This window comes from Burkholderia sp. AU32262 (assembly GCF_020419985.1).
Taxonomy (GTDB): Bacteria; Pseudomonadota; Gammaproteobacteria; order Burkholderiales; family Burkholderiaceae; genus Burkholderia; species Burkholderia semiarida.
In genome coordinates this window covers 261,238-277,954 of the sequence record NZ_JAIZRS010000001.1, presented here as the reverse complement: position 1 = coordinate 277,954, position 16,717 = coordinate 261,238, and the positions used below count along the sequence as shown (strand labels likewise).

Sequence of the window (16,717 nt, the reverse complement as noted above, 5' to 3'; positions counted from 1 at the left end):
ACAGTTCGGTGAAGGTCCGGCAGGTGCGAATGGAAAGGCCGGGAATAAACCGCGTTCCTCCGTCGTCATACGCGTGTAGCACGTCGTCTCATTGACTGATGAAGGAGTGGAACATGAACACGCACTGGCTGGTGGCCGCCACGGTGGCGGCGATTTCTCTCGCAGGTGTCGCGACGCAAGCGTCGGCACAGGCGCTCACGCGCGAGCAGGTCCGGCAGGAACTGATCGATGCCGAAAACAACGGACTGCGCTTCGTGACCGATACGTCGTATCCGGACGTGAGCCCGCTGTTCCAGCAGCAGGCCGAACGGATGCCGGAGCGTCAGGCCAGCACGGCCGTCGGCGGCGATCCGGCCACGTCGTCCGAAGCGGGCAAGCCGGCGGCGACGTCGCCGCGTCGAGGCGCCGCCGCATGCGTCGGCCCCGCGAGCTTCTGCGCGATCTATTTCGGAAGCTGATCCATCCGCCTGCCTCCGCAGGTCACGCATGTCCCGTGGTTGATCGCTACGTCACATTGAAGGAGTTCATGATGAAAATTTATATCGCAGTACTGATGATGGTCGGTACGATCGCCGGTCAGTCGGCATTCGCGCAAGCGGCCGCGCCGCTGACGCGTGCGCAGGTTCGGGACGAACTGATGCGCGTCGAAGCGGCCGGGTACGACCCGGCGAAGGGTGACGACGGCGCGTATCCGGCCGATATCCAGGCCGCTCAAGCGAAGCTCGCCGAGCAGGACCGGGCGCGGATGGCGGCGTCCGCCGCACCGGAGGCCGGACCCGGCATGCCGGCGCAGGTCGCCAACTAGGTGCCGACATGTACCCGTATTGCGCGAGGCCGTCGGCATTGCGACAGAGCGAGGCACGCGCGCAGCGTGTCGCGCGGAGACGAATCGTGGGGAGCGGTGGTGCGGCGTCATCGCGGCGCCGATGCGCGCTTCATGCAGGCGGGTGTGGTGCGACGCGCGTCGTCGCGCGTCGAAAAAACGCCCGGGCCGCGTCGATGCGGCCCGGCGCGCCGCAAATCAGCGCCGTTCGTCCGCGATATGGCTGCGGATCACGTCCGCGAACGACGTGTCGCCCTTCAGCCCGAGCGCTTCCGCGCGCGACGTATCCCAGCGGCCCGGCCAACTGCCGACGATCTTCTCGACGCGTTCGTCGGGCACGTGGCGGATCAGCTTCACGACCTCGTCGCCCGCGACTTCGCGCAGCGCCGCGATCATCTCGTCGACCGACACCGACAGCCCCGGCAGGTTGATCACGCGCTTGCTGCCGAGCTTCGCTCCGTCGATTTCGCATCCGGCGACGAGCGCGTCGATCGCGCCGCGCGGCGACAGCAGCCACAGCCGCGTCGAGCCCGGCACCGGGCACACGCTTTCCTCGCCGTTCAGCGGCTCGCGGATGATGCCGCTTGCGAACGACGACGCGGCCGCGTTCGGGCGGCCGGGCCGTACGCTGATCGTCGGCAGCCGCAGCACGCGGCCGTCGACGAAGCCGCGCCGCGCGTAGTCGCACAGCAGCAGTTCGGCGATCGCCTTCTCGGCGCCGTACGACGATTGCGGATTCAGCGCGGTGTCGTCCTGCACGACGTCGGGCAGCGTGCCGCCGTATACCGCGACGGAGCTCGTGAACACGACGCGCGGCCGGTGGCCGCGTGCGCGGCACACTTCGAGCAGCGTGCGCGACGCGTCGAGGTTGATCCGCATGCCGAGATCGAAGTCGGCTTCGGCCTGCCCGCTGACGATCGCCGCGAGGTGGAAGATCGCGCCCGTCTGCGTGTCGATCGCGCTGTCGAGCACCGCGCGATCGGCGATGTCGCCGACGATCGACGTCACGCGCGCGTCGCCGAAATCGCTGCCCTTGACGACGTCGAGCAGCACCAGTTCGTCGATCTTCTCGATACGGCCGTCGGGGCCGGTGAGTTCGCCGCGCTCGAGCAGCTTGCGCGCGAGACGCTGGCCGAGAAAGCCGGCGCCGCCGGTGATCAGTACTTTCATGTTCGTTGCCCTATGTGGAATACGGGAATCACAGGTACGGCTTGATCCAGCCGAGACCTTCGGACGTGCCGGCCTTCGGCCGATACTCGCAGCCGATCCAGCCGTCGTAGCCGAGCGCGTCGATCAGCGCGAACAGATACGGGTAGTTGAGTTCGCCGACATCCGGCTCGTGGCGTTCCGGCACGCCCGCGATCTGGATATGGCCGATGCCCGCGAAATCGCGCTTGAGCTTCATCGCGAGATCGCCTTCGACGATCTGGCAGTGGTAGCAGTCGAACTGCACCTTCACGTTCGGCGCGCCGACTTCCGCGCGGATCGCCTGCGCGTCGTCCTGGCGGCTCAGGAAATAGCCGGGCATGTCGCGCTGGTTGATCGGCTCGATCAGGATCGTGATGCCGTGCGCGGCGGCGGCCTGCGCGGCATGGCGCAGGTTCGCCAGATAGGTGTCGCGATGGCGCGCGCGGTCGGCGCCCTGCGGCACCATGCCGGCCATCACGTGCAGCTTCTTGTTGCCGATCACGCGCGCATAGTCGAGCGCCTGGTCGATGCCGCGGCGGAATTCGTCCTCGCGGCCCGGCAGCGATGCAATGCCGCGTTCGCCCGCGGCCCAGTCGCCCGGCGGCGCGTTGAACAGCGCCTGTTCGAGGCCGTGCGCGTCGAGGCGCGCGCGGATGTCCTCGGCCGCGAAGTCGTACGGAAACAGGTACTCGACGGCCTTGAAGCCGTCGTGGGCGGCAGCGGCGAAGCGTTCGAGGAACGCATGCTCGGTGTACATCATCGAGAGGTTGGCGGCGAAGCGTGGCATGGCAGCGGGTCCTGTGTATGAATGGGGCGGGGCGCCGCGCGCCCCGCGTCGAATGACGGCGGCCGGATCAGCGGTTCACGAGTTTGGCGGGCGTGAGCCACACGGCGATCGCGCCGATCACGAGCATCGCCGCGAGCACGTACATGCCGGAGGCGGTGCTGTGCGTGACGTCCTTCAGGTAGCCGATCACGTACGGGCTCGCGAAACCGGCGAGGTTGCCGACCGAGTTGATGATCGCGATCCCGGCTGCGGCCGCGGAGCCTGCGAGAAATGCGGTCGGCAGCGACCAGAACAGCGGCGCGCAGGTCAGCACGCCGCCCGCCGCGAGCGACAGGAACACGATCGAAACCGCCGTATTGTGCGAGTACGACGCGGCGACCGCAAACCCGATCGCACCCATCAGCGCCGGCACGATCAGGTGCCAGCGGCGTTCGCGGCGCTTGTCCGCGCTGTGGCCGAAGACGTTCATCACGACGATCGCGACGACGAACGGAATCGCCGACAGCAGGCCGATCTGCAGCGTGTCGGTGATGCCGGTCGATTTCACGAGCGTCGGCATCCAGAACGTGAGCCCGTACTGGCCGGTGACGAACGCGAAGTAGATCAGCGACATCCACCACATGCGCGGGTCCGAGAACACGGCCTTCAGCGAATGGCCGTGCTGCTGCTGTTCCTGCGGCTGCGCGGCGATTTCGTCTTCGAGCAATTGCTTCTCGCGCTCGTCGAGCCACTTCGCGCCGCGGATGCTGTTGTCGAGATACAGGATCGTCGCGATGCCGACGAGCACGGCCGGCACGGCTTCGATCATGAACATCCATTGCCAGCCGTGGAAACCCGAGCCGCCGTGGAAGCGCTCCATGATCCAGCCCGACAGCGGGTTGCCGAAGATGCCCGACACCGGAATCGCGGACATGAACACCGCGATGATCTTCGCGCGGCGATGCGACGGGAACCAGTAGGTGAGGTACAGGATCACGCCCGGATAGAAGCCGGCTTCCGCGAGGCCGAGCAGGAAGCGCAGCACGTAGAACTGCGTCGGCGTCTTCACGAACGCGAACAGCGCGGACAGCAGGCCCCACGTGATCATGATCCGCGCGATCCAGATGCGCGCGCCAATGCGGTGCATCAGCAGGTTGCTTGGCAGTTCGAATAGAAAGTAGCCAAGAAAGAAAATCCCCGCGCCGAGCCCGAACACGGTTTCGCTGAACGCGAGATCCTGCGACATCTGCAGCTTGGCGAAGCCGACGTTCACGCGGTCGAGATACGCGACCACGTAGCAGAGCATCAGGAACGGCACGATGCGCCAGAACACTTTCTTGTAGGTGCGGTCGAGTTCGCCCGATTGGGCGGCCGCGGCGGGCGAGCGGCTTGCGGCCGCGTCGAGAGCAGTCATCGTCGTCTCCTGGACTATTGTGTGCCTGCGGCGCGTACGCCGCCGGATCGTGTGTGTGCTGACGGAAGGGCCCGCGCACACGGCGGGCATGGGAAGCAGTGCGTGATCCGTGCGGCGGCGCGTTACCAGCGCGCGCCGAAGGTCTCGCGCAGTTCGTCGAGCGCGGCGTCGGACAGCGGCTCGGGTTTCGGTTGCGTCATCAGCCACAGCCGCGCCGTTTCCTCCAGCTCCTCGAGCGCATATGACGCGTGCGACACCGATGACCCCCACATCACGGGGCCGAGGCGGTCGAGCAGCACGCCGCGCACCCGGTCGGCCAGCGCCGCGACTTCGGCCGCGACGGCCGGGTTGCCCGGGCGACGGTAACGGATCAGCGGAATGTGGCCGACCTTCATCACGTAGTACGGCGTGATCGGCGGCAGCACGTCGGTGTCGCGCCACACGCCCGCGAGCGTCAACGCGACCAGATGCGTCGAATGCGTGTGGACGACGCCGTTCGCTTCGGCATTGCGCGCGTAGATGCCGCGATGCAGCGCGAGCGTCTTCGACGGCTTGCCGCCCGATACGGGCTGACCGTCGGTCCCGACCTTCGCGATGTCGTTCGGATCGAGCCGCCCGAGGCACGCGTCGGTCGGCGTGATCAGCCAGCCGTCATCCAGACGCGCGCTGATGTTGCCGGCGCTGCCGACCGCATGGCCGCGCGCATACAGGCTCGCGCCGATCACGCAGATCTCTTCGCGCAGTTTTGCTTCGTCGCTCATCATGCGGCTCCGTCGAGCGCGCGCAGCGCCTTGTCGAAAAAGTCCGTGGTGCCGAAATTGCCGGATTTCAGCGCGAGGCCGAGCGGCTGCGCATCGATGGTGGCGGTGGCCGGTACGCCCGGATCGATCTGCGCGCCGATCTGCAGCGACTTCACGTCGAGCGCCTGCACGACCGCGCCGGACGTCTCGCCGCCGGCGACGACGAACTTGCGCACGCCGAGTGCGCGCAGCCCGCGCGCGATCGCCGCGAGCGTGCTTTCGACGAGATGGCCGGCCGCTTCGACGCCGAGCGTTTGCTGCACGGCCTTCACTTCGTCGGGCGTCGCGGTCGCGTAGATCAGCACGGGCTGCGGCAGGTGCGAGCGCGCAAAGGCGAGCGCCTGGTCGACGACGGGTTCGCCGCGCGATGCCGCGAGCGGATCGATGCGGAAGCTCGGCCGCGCCGCGCGCCATGCGGCGACCTGCGCGTTGGTGGCTTTCGATGCGCTGCCGGCGAGTACGGCCGACGGGCCTTCGATGCGCGGCAGCGACGCCGCGTTGTCGCGCTCGGGCAATTGCTCCGCGCGGCGGAAATTCGCGGGCAGGCCGAGCGCGATGCCCGAGCCGCCGGTGACGAGCGGCAGGCCCGCGCACGCTTCGCCGAGCACGTAGAGATCGCGGTCCGACAGCGCGTCGGCGATCGCGAAACGCGCGCCTTCCGCGCGCAACTGGTCGATCCGCGCGCGCACGGCGGCCGCGCCGAGCGCGATCGTATCGTAGCGGATCAGGCCGACCGCGGACTGCGTCTGCCGTTGCAGCACGCGCACGAGGTTCGCGTCCGTCATCGGCGTGAGCGGATGATTTTCCATCCCCGATTCGTTCAGCAGCACGTCGCCGACGAACAGGTGGCCGCGATAGATCGTGCGGCCGTTCTCCGGGAACGCCGGGCACGCGATCGTGAAGTCGCCGCCGGCCGCATCGAGCAGCGCGTCGGCCACTGGCCCGATGTTGCCCGCGTCGGTCGAATCGAACGTCGAGCAGTACTTGAAGAAGAACTGGCGGCACCCTTGCGCGCGCAACCATTCGTACGCGGCGAGCGATTGCGCGACGGCGTCGGCGGCGGGGATCGTGCGCGACTTCAGCGCGACGACGATCGCGTCGGCGTCGACGATCGTGTCGGCGGCGGCGCCGTCGGCGGGCACGCCGATCGTCTGCACGGTGCGCATGCCGCTCTTGACGAGCATGTTCGCGAGATCGGTCGCGCCGGTGAAATCGTCGGCGATGCAGCCGAGCAGGGGACGGGAAGCGGAAGCGGTCATGGCAGGCACGTCGTTCGAATCAGCGGGCGGGCGGCAGCGTGATGCCGGGGAAAGTCTTGATCACGGCGGAATCGTCCTCGCCGCCGTGGCCGGCGCTCGATGCGCTCATGAACATCTGGTGCGCGGTGGCCGACAGCGGCAGCGGGAATTTGCTGCGGCGCGCGGTGTCGAGCACGAGGCCGAGATCCTTCACGAAGATGTCGACGGCCGACAGCGGCGTGTAGTCGCCGTTCAGGATGTGCGGCACGCGGTTCTCGAACATCCACGAATTGCCGGCGCTGTGCGTGATCACGTCGTACAGCGCGTCGGCATCGACACCTTCGCGCAGGCCCAGCGCCATCGCCTCGGCGGCGGCCGCGATATGCACGCCGGCCAGCAACTGGTTGATGATCTTCACTTTCGAGCCGATGCCGTGCGCATCGCCCAGGCGGTACACCTTGCCGGCGATCGCGGCGAGCACGTCCTCGCAGCCCGCATACGCGGCGGCCGGGCCCGACGTCATCATCGTCATCTCGCCGGAGGCCGCGCGCGCGGCGCCGCCGGACACCGGCGCGTCGAGCATCTGCAGGCCGGCGGCCTCGATGCGTGCGCCGAGCGCGACCGCGAATTCGGGCGCGACGGTCGCGCTCGCGATCACGACGCCGCCCGGCTTCATCGCCGCGACCGCGCCGTGTTCGCCGAACAGCACCGTTTCCGTTTGCGCGGCATTGACGACGAGCGTGACGACGACGTCGCACCGCGCACCCAGTTCGGCCGGCGTCGCGCACGCGATGCCGCCTTCGGCGGCGAACGCCTGCAGCACGGTGTCGCGCACGTCGCATGCGTGCACGCGCAGGCCGGCGCGCAACAGCGAACGGGCGACGCCGAGGCCCATCGCGCCGAGGCCGATGACTCCAACATTTCGTGACATGGTCAACCTTGATCGATTCGGTAGAGGTTCTGGACAACGGCGGCGGGCGCCGCCGGCTTCAGCAGATGCCGGCTTCCGCGAGACGGCGGGCGGCGTTGTACATGTGCGTTCGCGCCGCGTTGCGGGCGGCCATCGGGTCGCGCGCGCGGATCGCGTCGGCGATCGCCGCGTGTTCGTCGCGCACCTGGCGCGAGAAATCCTCGCGCGTCGCTTCGTTGCTGCGCGTGACCTTCACGCCGGCTTCGAGATACTGGTTCAGGAACTGCAGCGTCTTCAGGAAATACGGATTGCCGGTGACGGCCGCGATCGTGCGGTGGAACGCGACGTCTTCCGCGACGCCGTCGCGCCCTTCGGCCACCGCTTCGTCGATCTTGCGCAGCGCGTCGTCGATGTCGGCCATGTCGTCGTCGGTGTGGTGCAGCGCGGCTTCGGCGGCGACTTCGGCCTCGATCGCGCGGCGCACCGCGAGCAGATGCGGCAGCGAGCTTGCCTCGACGGCTTCCGCGTAGTCGATCCGCAGCGGCCGGATCGCGCCGTGCTGGTTCACGAACACGCCGCTGCCCTGGCGCGGCTCGACCACGCCTTCGTTCTTCAGCCGCGAGATCGCCTCGCGGATCACGGTGCGGCTCACGCCGAATTCCTGCGCGAGCACGGCCTCGGTCGGCAGCTTGCCGGTGGCCGAGAAGCTGCCCACTTCGATCTGCTTGAGCAGTTGCTGCGCGACATGGTCGCTCATCGCGCGGGCCGGAATTTTCTCGAACATGATGCTCTGGTTTGTAAGGTGATGTGGTCATCATACAAATTTGAGCGAACATCAGCATCCGGGATAACCCGCGCTTTGCAGCGAATAACGTCGGCTAAATTGGTTGGAACCGGTTCCAAATCGCGCCTAAACCGATGCGAACATGCGCGGTTCCGCATCGGTCAGGAAAGGGCGCGCACCCTTGGAGCGGTCAGTCGGCGATGTCCTCGACCGGGTCGGCCGACGCATCGGGCATCGCGGCCACTTCAGCCACGTCGCCGCCGCGCTCGCGATAGGTCGCCGGCGGCACGCCGAACTGCTTGCGGAATTCGCGCCCGAGGTGCGACGCATCGGCGAATCCGCAGCTCGATGCGATATCGGCGACGGTGCGGTCCGAGCTCGTCAGCAGCCACGCGGCCGTGCGCAGCCGCACCTGCTTCGCGAAGGCCTGCGGGCTCTTGCCGGTCTCGGCCTTGAACAGCCGCTCGAGCTGCCGCGTCGACAGGTCGAGCTTGCACGCGAGTTCCTCGAGCGGCAGCGCGCGCCCGACGTGCTGTTCCATCAGAAGAATCGCGCGCTTGACCTTCGGGTGTGTCGCCGGCTCGAGGCCCGGCGGATGCGGTTGCGGCGCATTGCCTTTCTGCATCTCGCCGACGAGCAGGATGCGCAGCGCCTTCTGCACGGTCGCGTGATCGAAATGGCGCAGCAGGATCGCGGCGGCGACGTCGATCGATGCGCGACCGCCCGAGCACGTGATCCGGCGCCGGTCGATCACGAACAGGCGGTCGGCGATCAGCAGGTCGGGATCGGCGGACGGGAAGCGTTCGATGAAATCCCAGTAATGGAACCAGCTCACGCAGGTGCGGTAGCCGTCGAGCACGCCGGCGCGCATCAGCGCGAACACGCCCGTGCAGATGCCGACGACCGTCGCGCCGCCCGTCGCCGCGCGGCGGATGAAGTCGAGCGTTTCAGGGCCGGCCTGCGGCCCCGAATGCAGCAAGCCGCCGACTACCACCACGTAGTCGAACGGCTCGGCCGCGTCGAACGTCTCCCACGGCGTGATCTGGATCCCGCAGCTCGCGCGCACCGGCGCGAGCGTCTCGCCGATCACGCTCCATGCGCAGCGCACGGGCTTGCTGTAGTCGCCGTCGTCGGCCGACAGCCGCAGCATGTCGACGAAGCCGGAGAAGGCCGTCAGCGTGAAGTTCGGCAGCAGCACGATGCCGAAGCGGATGCGCCGCGGCGCGGGTTCTGCGAGGGGGGAAGCGGGTACGTCGGGGGTCATCGCGGCCAATCTCGTCACGCCGGGCAGGCGGTCTCACTCGTTTCAGTCTGTTTGCGGGTTGCGGCTGCCGGAGGCGGCGCGGATGCAGCCAGCGTCGCCGATCGGCCGCGGCCGGACTTGTGGTTTTCCGTCGCGAACCATCGCCAAAACGCACTTTCCGGGCGGCCGGTGCGCCGCTTGGCGGCGCTATCCCACGCCGATGCCGTTTTTGTTCTATCGGCCGATTTTACGCTTTGATGTACTGGGGCCCAACGACATTTCACGCATGCAACCCAAAGGAAGCCAGATGAACGTCAGCGCGTTCGACTTGTTCAAGATCGGCATCGGCCCGTCCAGTTCGCATACGGTCGGCCCGATGATCGCCGCGTGCCGCTTCGCGTCGCACGTCGAGGACGCGAACCTGCTCGGCTTCGTGCGCCGCGTGCGGGTCGAGCTGTACGGCTCGCTCGGCGCGACCGGCAAGGGCCACGGCACCGACAAGGCCGTGCTGCTCGGCCTCGAGGGCCACCTGCCCGACACGATCGATCCGGACCTGATCGAGCCGCGGCTCGCCGCGATCCGCGCGGAGAAGTCGCTGTCGCTGCTCGGCAAGCAGACGGTGCGCTTCGACGAGAAGGAACACATCGGCTTCTATCGCAAGCTGATGAGCGGCACGAGCATCGTGCATCCGAACGGGATGCGCTTCCAGGCATTCGACGAGCACGGCCAACTGCTCGTCGAGAAGGAGTATTACTCGGTCGGCGGCGGCTTCGTCGTGAACCGCGACGGCGACCGCGTGAACGGCGTGCGCGCGGCCGTCGAAGTGCCGTATCCGTTCCGCACCGGTGACGACCTGATGCGCCAGTGCCGCGAACACGGGCTGTCGATCGCCGAGCTGATGCTGCGCAACGAATGCGCGCTGCGCCCTGCCGACGAAGTGCGCGCCGGGCTGCTCGCGATCTGGCGCACGATGGCTGCTTGCGTCGAACGCGGCTGCAAGGTCGAGGGCGACCTGCCGGGCCCGATGCGCGTGAAGCGCCGCGCGGCCGAACTGTACGGCCGCCTGCGCGCGCGTTCGGAAGAGTCGCTGCGCGACCCGCTGTCGATGCTCGACTGGGTCAACCTGTATGCGATGGCCGTCAACGAAGAGAACGCGGCCGGCGGCCGGGTCGTCACCGCGCCGACCAACGGCGCGGCTGGCGTGATCCCCGCGGTGCTGCACTACTACGTGAAGTTCGTGCCGGGCTCGAACGAAGCCGGCATCGTCGAATTCCTGCTGACGGCCGCGGCGATCGGGATCATCTACAAGGAAACCGCGTCGATCTCCGGCGCGGAAGTCGGCTGCCAGGGCGAAGTGGGCGTCGCGTGCTCGATGGCCGCGGCCGCGCTCGCCGCGGTGATGGGCGGCACGCCGGACCAGGTCGAGAACGCGGCCGAGATCGGCATGGAGCACAACCTCGGGATGACCTGCGACCCCGTGGGCGGGCTCGTGCAGATCCCGTGCATCGAGCGCAACGCGATGGGCGCGATCAAGGCGCTGAACGCGTCGCGCATGGCGCTCAAGGGTAACGGCCAGCACTACGTGTCGCTCGATTCGGTCATCAAGACGATGCGCGAGACGGGTGCCGACATGAAGACGAAATACAAGGAAACGTCGCGCGGCGGTCTTGCCGTGAACGTCATCGAATGCTAACGAAGGATCACTAACATGAGCCGCTACTCGATATTCAGCCTGTTCCGCAACGGCCTCTCGTATCACGAGAACTGGGAAAAGCAGTGGAAGAGCCCGGAGCCGAAGAAGGAATACGACGTCGTGATCGTCGGCGGCGGCGGCCACGGCCTCGCGACCGCCTACTACCTCGCGAAGGAGCACGGCATCACCAACGTCGCGATCCTCGAGAAGGGCTGGATCGGCGGCGGCAACACCGCGCGCAACACGACGATCGTGCGCTCGAACTATCTGTGGGACGAATCGGCCGCGCTGTACGAGAAGGCGATGAAGCTGTGGGAAGGGCTGTCGCAGGATCTGAACTACAACGTGATGTTCAGCCAGCGCGGCGTGATGAACCTGGCCCACACGCTGCAGGACGTGCGCGACACCGAGCGCCGCGTGAACGCGAACCGGCTGAACGGCGTCGACGCCGAATTCCTGACGCCCGCGCAAATCAAGGAAATCGAGCCGACGATCAACCTGAACAGCCGCTACCCCGTGCTCGGCGCATCGATCCAGCGCCGTGCGGGCGTCGCGCGCCACGACGCGGTGGCCTGGGGCTTCGCGCGCGGCGCGGATCGCGCCGGCGTCGACATCATCCAGAACTGCCAGGTGACGGGCATTCGCCGCGAAGGCGGCGCGGTGGTCGGCGTCGATACGGTGAAGGGTTTCATCAAGGCGAAGAAGGTCGCGGTGGTCGCGGCCGGCAACACGACGACGCTCGCCGACATGGCCGGCATCCGCCTGTCGATCGAAAGCCACCCGCTGCAGGCGCTCGTGTCCGAGCCGATCAAGCCGGTGGTCAACTCGGTGATCATGTCGAACGCGGTGCACGCATACATCAGCCAGTCCGACAAGGGCGACCTCGTGATCGGCGCGGGTATCGACCAGTACACGGGCTTCGGCCAGCGCGGCAGCTTCCACATCATCGAAAGCACGCTGCAGGCGATCATCGAGATGTTCCCGGTGTTCTCGCGCGTGCGGATGAACCGCCAGTGGGGCGGCATCGTCGACGTGTCGCCGGACGCGTGCCCGATCATCACCAAGACCGACGTGAAGGGCCTCTATTTCAACTGCGGCTGGGGCACCGGCGGCTTCAAGGCGACGCCGGGCTCGGGCTGGGTGTTCGCGCACACGATCGCCCGCGACGAACCGCATCCGCTGAACGCGCCGTTCGCGCTCGACCGCTTCTATACGGGCCACCTGATCGACGAGCACGGCGCAGCCGCCGTCGCGCACTAACCACCGCACTGAAGGAGAAGGAAACATGTTGCTGATCGAATGTCCGTGGTGCGGGCCGCGCGCCGAATCCGAGTTCACGTGCGGCGGTGAAGCCGACATCGTGCGCCCGGTGGCGAACGAGACCATGACCGACCGCGAATGGGGCGAATACGTGTTCATGCGCGAGAACAAGCGCGGGCTGCACAAGGAGCAATGGCTGCATACGCAGGGCTGCCGCCGCTGGTTCAAGGTCACGCGCGACACGGTCACCTACGATATCAAGGGCTACGAAAAGTTCGGCGGCGCATCTGCCGGCAACGCACACGAAGAGGGCACGAGCAAATGAGCCAGAAAGACCGCCTCGGCACCGGTGGCCGCATCAATCGCGCGATTCCGTTGACGTTCACGTTCAACGGCCGCACGTACCAGGGCTTCCAGGGCGACACGCTCGCGTCCGCGCTGCTCGCGAACGGCGTGCACTTCGTCGCGCGCAGCTTCAAGTACCACCGTCCGCGCGGGATCGTGACGGCCGACGTCGCGGAACCGAATGCCGTCGTGCAGCTCGAAACCGGCCCGTACACGGTGCCGAACGCGCGCGCGACCGAAATCGAGCTGTACCAGGGCCTCGTCGCGACGAGCGTGAACGCGGAGCCGTCGCTCGAGAACGACAAGTACGCGATCAACCAGAAGCTGTCGCGTTTCATGCCGGCCGGGTTCTACTACAAGACGTTCATGTGGCCGCGCAACATGTGGCCGAAGTACGAAGAGAAGATCCGCGAAGCGGCCGGCCTCGGCAAGGCGCCCGAGGTGCTCGACGCCGATCGATACGACAAGTGCTACGCGCACTGCGACGTGCTCGTGGTCGGCGGTGGCCCGTCGGGCCTCGCCGCCGCGCATGCGGCCGCCACGGCCGGCGCGCGCGTGATCCTCGTCGACGACCAGCGCGAACTCGGCGGCAGCCTGCTGTCGTGCCGCGCGGAGATCGACGCGAAGCCCGCGATGCAATGGGTCGAGAAAATCGAAGCCGAGCTGCGCAAGCTGCCCGACGTGACGATCCTGTCGCGCAGCACCGCGTTCGGTTACCAGGACCACAACCTCGTGACGGTCACGCAGCGCCTGACCGATCACCTGCCGGTATCGATGCGCAAGGGCACGCGCGAGCTGCTGTGGAAGGTCCGCGCGAAGCGCGTGATTCTCGCGACCGGCGCGCACGAGCGGCCGATCGTGTTCGGCAACAACGACCTGCCGGGCGTGATGCTCGCGGGTGCGGTCTCCACCTACGTGCACCGCTTCGGCGTGCTGCCGGGCCGCAACGTGGTGGTGTTCACGAACAACGACCGTGCCTACCAGACCGCGCTCGACCTGAAGGCGTGCGGCGCGAAGGTGACGGTCGTCGATTCGCGCGCGTCGTCGAACGGCGCGCTGCCGGCCGCCGCGAAGCGGCAGGGCGTGACGGTGATGAGCGGCGCGGTCGTCACGGCCGCATCGGGCAAGTGGCGCGTATCGTCGGTCGACGTCGCGTCCTACTCGAACGGCCAGACGGGCGGCAAGATGCAGACGCTGCCGTGCGACCTCGTCGCGATGTCGGGCGGCTTCAGCCCGGTGCTGCACCTGTTCGCGCAATCGGGCGGCAAGGCGTGCTGGAACGACGAGAAGGCGTGTTTCCTGCCGGGCAAGCCGGTGCAGGCGGAAACCAGCATCGGCGCGGCGGCCGGCGAATTCGGGCTCGCCCGTGCGTTGCGGCTCGCGGTCGATGCGGGCGTGGAAGCGGCGAAGGCCGCGGGCTTCGCGGCCGCGCAGCGTCCGGCCGCACCGCAGGTCGCCGAAACCGTCGAAGGCGCGCTGCAGCCGTTGTGGCTCGTCGGCAGCCGCGAGGCGGCCGCGCGTGGGCCGAAGCAGTTCGTCGATTTCCAGAACGACGTCGCGGCGGCCGACATCCTGCTCGCCGCGCGCGAAGGCTTCGAGTCGGTCGAGCATGTGAAGCGCTACACGGCGATGGGTTTCGGCACCGACCAGGGCAAGCTCGGCAACATCAACGGGATGGCGATCCTCGCGGGCGCGCTCGGCAAGACGATTCCGGAAACGGGCACGACGACGTTCCGCCCGAACTACACGCCCGTGTCGTTCGGCACGTTCGCGGGCCGCGAGACGGGCGATTTCCTCGACCCGATCCGCAAGACGGCCGTGCATGAATGGCACGTCGAGCACGGCGCGATGTTCGAGGACGTCGGCAACTGGAAGCGGCCGTGGTATTTCCCGAAGAACGGCGAGGATCTCCATGCGGCCGTGAAGCGCGAATGCCTCGCGGTGCGCAACGGCGTCGGCATTCTCGATGCATCGACGCTCGGCAAGATCGACATCCAGGGCCCGGACGCGGTGAAGCTGCTGAACTGGATGTACACGAACCCGTGGAACAAGCTCGAAATCGGCAAGTGCCGCTACGGGCTGATGCTCGACGAAAACGGGATGGTGTTCGACGACGGCGTGACCGTGCGCCTCGCCGACCAGCATTTCATGATGACGACCACCACCGGCGGCGCCGCGCGCGTGCTGACGTGGCTCGAGCGCTGGCTGCAGACCGAATGGCCCGACATGAAGGTGCGGCTCGCGTCCGTCACCGATCACTGGGCGACGTTCGCGGTGGTCGGCCCGAAGAGCCGCAAGGTCGTGCAGAAGGTGTGCCAGGACATCGACTTCGGCAATGAAGCGTTCCCGTTCATGAGCTACCGCAACGGCACGGTTGCCGGCGCGAAGGCGCGCGTGATGCGGATCAGCTTCTCGGGCGAGCTGGCCTACGAAGTGAACGTGCCGGCGAATGCGGGCCGCGCGGTGTGGGAAGCGCTGATGGCGGCCGGTGCCGAGTTCGACATCACGCCGTACGGCACCGAGACGATGCACGTGCTGCGCGCCGAGAAGGGTTACATCATCGTCGGGCAGGACACCGACGGCTCGATCACGCCGTACGACCTCGGGATGGGCGGGCTCGTCGCGAAGTCGAAGGACTTCCTCGGCAAGCGCTCGCTGACGCGCTCGGATACCGCGAAGGAAGGCCGCAAGCAGTTCGTCGGCCTGCTGACCGAAGACGAACAGTTCGTGCTGCCGGAAGGCGCGCAGATCATCGCGAAGGACACGCAGGTGTCGGCAACCGATCCGACGCCGATGATCGGTCACGTGACGTCGAGCTACTACAGCCCGATCCTGAAGCGCTCGATCGCGCTCGCGGTGGTGAAGGGCGGCCTGAGCAAGATGGGCGAGAGCGTCGTGATCCCGCTGGCCACCGGCCGCCGCGTCACCGCGAAGATCTCGAGCCCGGTTTTCTACGATACCGAAGGGGTGCGTCAGCATGTGGAATGAAACGAGAAACCAGGCGCCGGTGGCGGGCGCGGCCGGCGTGACGCTTGAATCGCCGTTCGTCGGCGCGGCCGACGTGCTGAAGGCGCACCAGGCGCGCGCATCGAAGAAGTTCACGCTGCGCGAGCGGCCGTTCCTCGATCTCGTCAACGTGCGCGGCGAGTTGAGCGACCCGGCATTCGTCGCCGCGTTCGAGCGCGTGGTCGGCTGCCGGCCGCCCGCGACGCCGAACACGGTCGCGCGCGGCGCCGAGTACGACGTGCTGTGGCTCGGGCCCGACGAATGGCTCGTGCGGTCGAACGGGCCGGTTCAGGCCGGCGTGCTCGAGGCCAAGCTGGCGGAAGCCGTGCAGGGCTTGTACGCGGCCGCCGTCGACGTCGGCAGCGGCTACACGGTGGTCGAGATCAGCGGCGAACGCGTGCGCGACGTGATCGCGCGCGGCTGCCCGCTCGACGTGCATCCGCGCGTGTTCAAGCCGGGCCAGTGCGCGCAGTCGCACTACTTCAAGTCGCCGATCACGCTGATCCCGACCGGCGACGACTCGTTCGAGATCGTCCTGCGTCGCAGCTTCGCCGACTATTTCGTGCGCATCATGCTCGACGCCGCGGCGCCGCTCGCATCATGAAGCCGTTCGACGAACCGTTCGTGGCGATCGACGCGCCGCGCCTGCGCGGGCGCGGCTGGAGCGTGTTCGTCGACGAACTGAAGGTGCCCGCGCGGATCGGCATCCATGCGCACGAGCACGAGGCGCCGCAGCCGATCGTGATCGATGCGCGGCTCGGGTATCGCTGCGAGCCGAGCGAGCAGGGCGAGTGGATCGACTACGACGGCTATTGCGCGCGCGTCGCGTCGTTCCTGTCGCACAAGCCGCATACGCGGCTGCTGGAGACGCTCGTTGCGGATATCGCGGTGCTGTCGTTTCGCGAATGGCCGGCGCTGGAATCGCTGACGCTGTCGGTGTACAAGCCGAAGATCCGGCCGGGGACGAAACGCGTCGGCGTGTCGCTGGACTGGACGCGCGGCGATTACCTGCGGTGGACGGGAGCCGCGGGGCAGCTTTGATCGAAGGGGGCTGGATCAAGGCACGAGGGAGGTGATCCGGTGACTCCATGGGCGGCGGCGCGAATGCGCCGCCGCACTCGTTTATAGTTCCTGAAATATGAGAACAACGGCCCGTCGCCCGCCTTTGGTGTTTTTGTTCCTGAAATATAGGAACAATTGGCGATCTGGCGGACGATTCACTATAATTCCGATATTCTCGTAACTAT

General features: G+C 67.5%; 16 protein-coding genes. 8 read left to right on the top strand and 8 right to left on the bottom strand.

The window, feature by feature from the left end; translation table 11 throughout:
• Positions 1 to 113: 113 nt before the first annotated feature.
• The gene (locus LGN10_RS01160; RefSeq protein WP_059575591.1) at positions 114 to 458 is read left to right on the top strand and encodes a DUF4148 domain-containing protein; all 345 of its coding nucleotides are present in this window, start codon (positions 114 to 116) and stop codon (positions 456 to 458) included.
• A 71-nt stretch (positions 459 to 529) separates the two neighbouring features.
• Positions 530 to 805: a DUF4148 domain-containing protein gene (locus LGN10_RS01155; RefSeq protein ID WP_060314128.1), complete on the top strand. Its 276-nt coding sequence runs from the start codon at positions 530 to 532 to the stop codon at positions 803 to 805.
• Between the two features lie 216 nt (positions 806 to 1,021).
• Here LGN10_RS01155 and denD read toward each other — a convergent pair whose 3' ends face one another.
• The 8 genes from denD to LGN10_RS01115 form a co-directional block, all read right to left on the bottom strand.
• Positions 1,022 to 1,993 carry a D-erythronate dehydrogenase gene (gene denD / locus LGN10_RS01150; protein WP_226221287.1) on the bottom strand — a complete coding sequence of 324 codons (972 nt, stop codon included), beginning with the start codon at positions 1,991 to 1,993 and terminating at the stop codon, positions 1,022 to 1,024.
• Positions 1,994 to 2,021: 28 nt separating this feature from the next.
• Positions 2,022 to 2,798, bottom strand: coding sequence for a 2-oxo-tetronate isomerase (gene otnI, locus LGN10_RS01145; protein WP_226221285.1), 777 nt, complete (start codon positions 2,796 to 2,798; stop codon positions 2,022 to 2,024).
• Between the two features lie 67 nt (positions 2,799 to 2,865).
• The gene (locus tag LGN10_RS01140; RefSeq protein ID WP_124658473.1) at positions 2,866 to 4,191 is read right to left on the bottom strand and encodes an MFS transporter; all 1,326 of its coding nucleotides are present in this window, start codon (positions 4,189 to 4,191) and stop codon (positions 2,866 to 2,868) included.
• 122 nt (positions 4,192 to 4,313) lie between these two features.
• Positions 4,314 to 4,955: an aldolase gene (locus LGN10_RS01135; RefSeq protein WP_413227131.1), complete on the bottom strand. Its 642-nt coding sequence runs from the start codon at positions 4,953 to 4,955 to the stop codon at positions 4,314 to 4,316.
• Entirely contained in the window at positions 4,952 to 6,250 is a 1,299-nt protein-coding gene (gene otnK / locus LGN10_RS01130) for a 3-oxo-tetronate kinase (RefSeq protein ID WP_226221281.1), read from the bottom strand. The genes LGN10_RS01135 and otnK overlap by 4 nt, the downstream gene beginning before the upstream one ends.
• 19 nt (positions 6,251 to 6,269) lie before the next feature.
• On the bottom strand, positions 6,270 to 7,160 hold the full coding sequence (ltnD, locus tag LGN10_RS01125) for an L-threonate dehydrogenase (RefSeq protein WP_059575397.1): 891 nt from the start codon (positions 7,158 to 7,160) through the stop codon (positions 6,270 to 6,272).
• A 58-nt stretch (positions 7,161 to 7,218) separates the two neighbouring features.
• Positions 7,219 to 7,923: a FadR/GntR family transcriptional regulator gene (locus LGN10_RS01120; RefSeq protein ID WP_059575396.1), complete on the bottom strand. Its 705-nt coding sequence runs from the start codon at positions 7,921 to 7,923 to the stop codon at positions 7,219 to 7,221.
• 190 nt (positions 7,924 to 8,113) lie between these two features.
• A complete protein-coding gene (locus LGN10_RS01115) occupies positions 8,114 to 9,187 on the bottom strand; it encodes a GlxA family transcriptional regulator (protein WP_059643859.1) in 1,074 nt (357 codons plus the stop codon).
• A 286-nt stretch (positions 9,188 to 9,473) separates the two neighbouring features.
• On the opposite strand from LGN10_RS01115, the gene LGN10_RS01110 reads away from it, so the two are divergent.
• From LGN10_RS01110 to LGN10_RS01085, 6 genes are read left to right on the top strand one after another with little or no spacing between them, the layout of a single operon-like run.
• Positions 9,474 to 10,859 carry an L-serine ammonia-lyase gene (locus tag LGN10_RS01110; RefSeq protein WP_059575392.1) on the top strand — a complete coding sequence of 462 codons (1,386 nt, stop codon included), beginning with the start codon at positions 9,474 to 9,476 and terminating at the stop codon, positions 10,857 to 10,859.
• A gap of 15 nt (positions 10,860 to 10,874) precedes the next feature.
• The gene (locus LGN10_RS01105) at positions 10,875 to 12,119 is read left to right on the top strand and encodes a sarcosine oxidase subunit beta family protein (RefSeq protein WP_226221280.1); all 1,245 of its coding nucleotides are present in this window, start codon (positions 10,875 to 10,877) and stop codon (positions 12,117 to 12,119) included.
• 25 nt (positions 12,120 to 12,144) lie between these two features.
• Positions 12,145 to 12,444 carry a sarcosine oxidase subunit delta gene (locus LGN10_RS01100; protein ID WP_011547035.1) on the top strand — a complete coding sequence of 100 codons (300 nt, stop codon included), beginning with the start codon at positions 12,145 to 12,147 and terminating at the stop codon, positions 12,442 to 12,444.
• Positions 12,441 to 15,452 (top strand): sarcosine oxidase subunit alpha family protein, encoded by a 3,012-nt coding sequence (locus LGN10_RS01095; RefSeq protein ID WP_226221278.1) that lies wholly within the window; start codon positions 12,441 to 12,443, stop codon positions 15,450 to 15,452. The genes LGN10_RS01100 and LGN10_RS01095 overlap by 4 nt, the downstream gene beginning before the upstream one ends.
• Positions 15,442 to 16,074 (top strand): sarcosine oxidase subunit gamma, encoded by a 633-nt coding sequence (locus LGN10_RS01090; protein WP_226221276.1) that lies wholly within the window; start codon positions 15,442 to 15,444, stop codon positions 16,072 to 16,074. Before LGN10_RS01095 ends, LGN10_RS01090 begins: the two co-directional genes overlap by 11 nt.
• Positions 16,071 to 16,511, top strand: a complete 441-nt coding sequence (locus tag LGN10_RS01085; RefSeq protein ID WP_034186032.1) for a dihydroneopterin aldolase — start codon at positions 16,071 to 16,073, stop codon at positions 16,509 to 16,511. The genes LGN10_RS01090 and LGN10_RS01085 overlap by 4 nt, the downstream gene beginning before the upstream one ends.
• Positions 16,512 to 16,717: the final 206 nt, after the last annotated feature.

Coding starts and splice junctions, on each gene's coding strand:
- LGN10_RS01115 (WP_059643859.1), bottom strand. CDS start 9,187: ATGACCCCCGACGTACCCGCTTCCCCCCTCGCAGAACCCGCGCCGCGG.
- denD (WP_226221287.1), bottom strand. CDS start 1,993: ATGAAAGTACTGATCACCGGCGGCGCCGGCTTTCTCGGCCAGCGTCTC.
- LGN10_RS01155 (WP_060314128.1), top strand. CDS start 530: ATGAAAATTTATATCGCAGTACTGATGATGGTCGGTACGATCGCCGGT.
- ltnD (WP_059575397.1), bottom strand. CDS start 7,160: ATGTCACGAAATGTTGGAGTCATCGGCCTCGGCGCGATGGGCCTCGGC.
- LGN10_RS01140 (WP_124658473.1), bottom strand. CDS start 4,191: ATGACTGCTCTCGACGCGGCCGCAAGCCGCTCGCCCGCCGCGGCCGCC.
- LGN10_RS01120 (WP_059575396.1), bottom strand. CDS start 7,923: ATGTTCGAGAAAATTCCGGCCCGCGCGATGAGCGACCATGTCGCGCAG.
- otnI (WP_226221285.1), bottom strand. CDS start 2,798: ATGCCACGCTTCGCCGCCAACCTCTCGATGATGTACACCGAGCATGCG.
- LGN10_RS01105 (WP_226221280.1), top strand. CDS start 10,875: ATGAGCCGCTACTCGATATTCAGCCTGTTCCGCAACGGCCTCTCGTAT.
- LGN10_RS01110 (WP_059575392.1), top strand. CDS start 9,474: ATGAACGTCAGCGCGTTCGACTTGTTCAAGATCGGCATCGGCCCGTCC.
- otnK (WP_226221281.1), bottom strand. CDS start 6,250: ATGACCGCTTCCGCTTCCCGTCCCCTGCTCGGCTGCATCGCCGACGAT.
- LGN10_RS01135 (WP_413227131.1), bottom strand. CDS start 4,955: ATGATGAGCGACGAAGCAAAACTGCGCGAAGAGATCTGCGTGATCGGC.
- LGN10_RS01160 (WP_059575591.1), top strand. CDS start 114: ATGAACACGCACTGGCTGGTGGCCGCCACGGTGGCGGCGATTTCTCTC.
- LGN10_RS01085 (WP_034186032.1), top strand. CDS start 16,071: ATGAAGCCGTTCGACGAACCGTTCGTGGCGATCGACGCGCCGCGCCTG.
- LGN10_RS01090 (WP_226221276.1), top strand. CDS start 15,442: ATGTGGAATGAAACGAGAAACCAGGCGCCGGTGGCGGGCGCGGCCGGC.
- LGN10_RS01095 (WP_226221278.1), top strand. CDS start 12,441: ATGAGCCAGAAAGACCGCCTCGGCACCGGTGGCCGCATCAATCGCGCG.
- LGN10_RS01100 (WP_011547035.1), top strand. CDS start 12,145: ATGTTGCTGATCGAATGTCCGTGGTGCGGGCCGCGCGCCGAATCCGAG.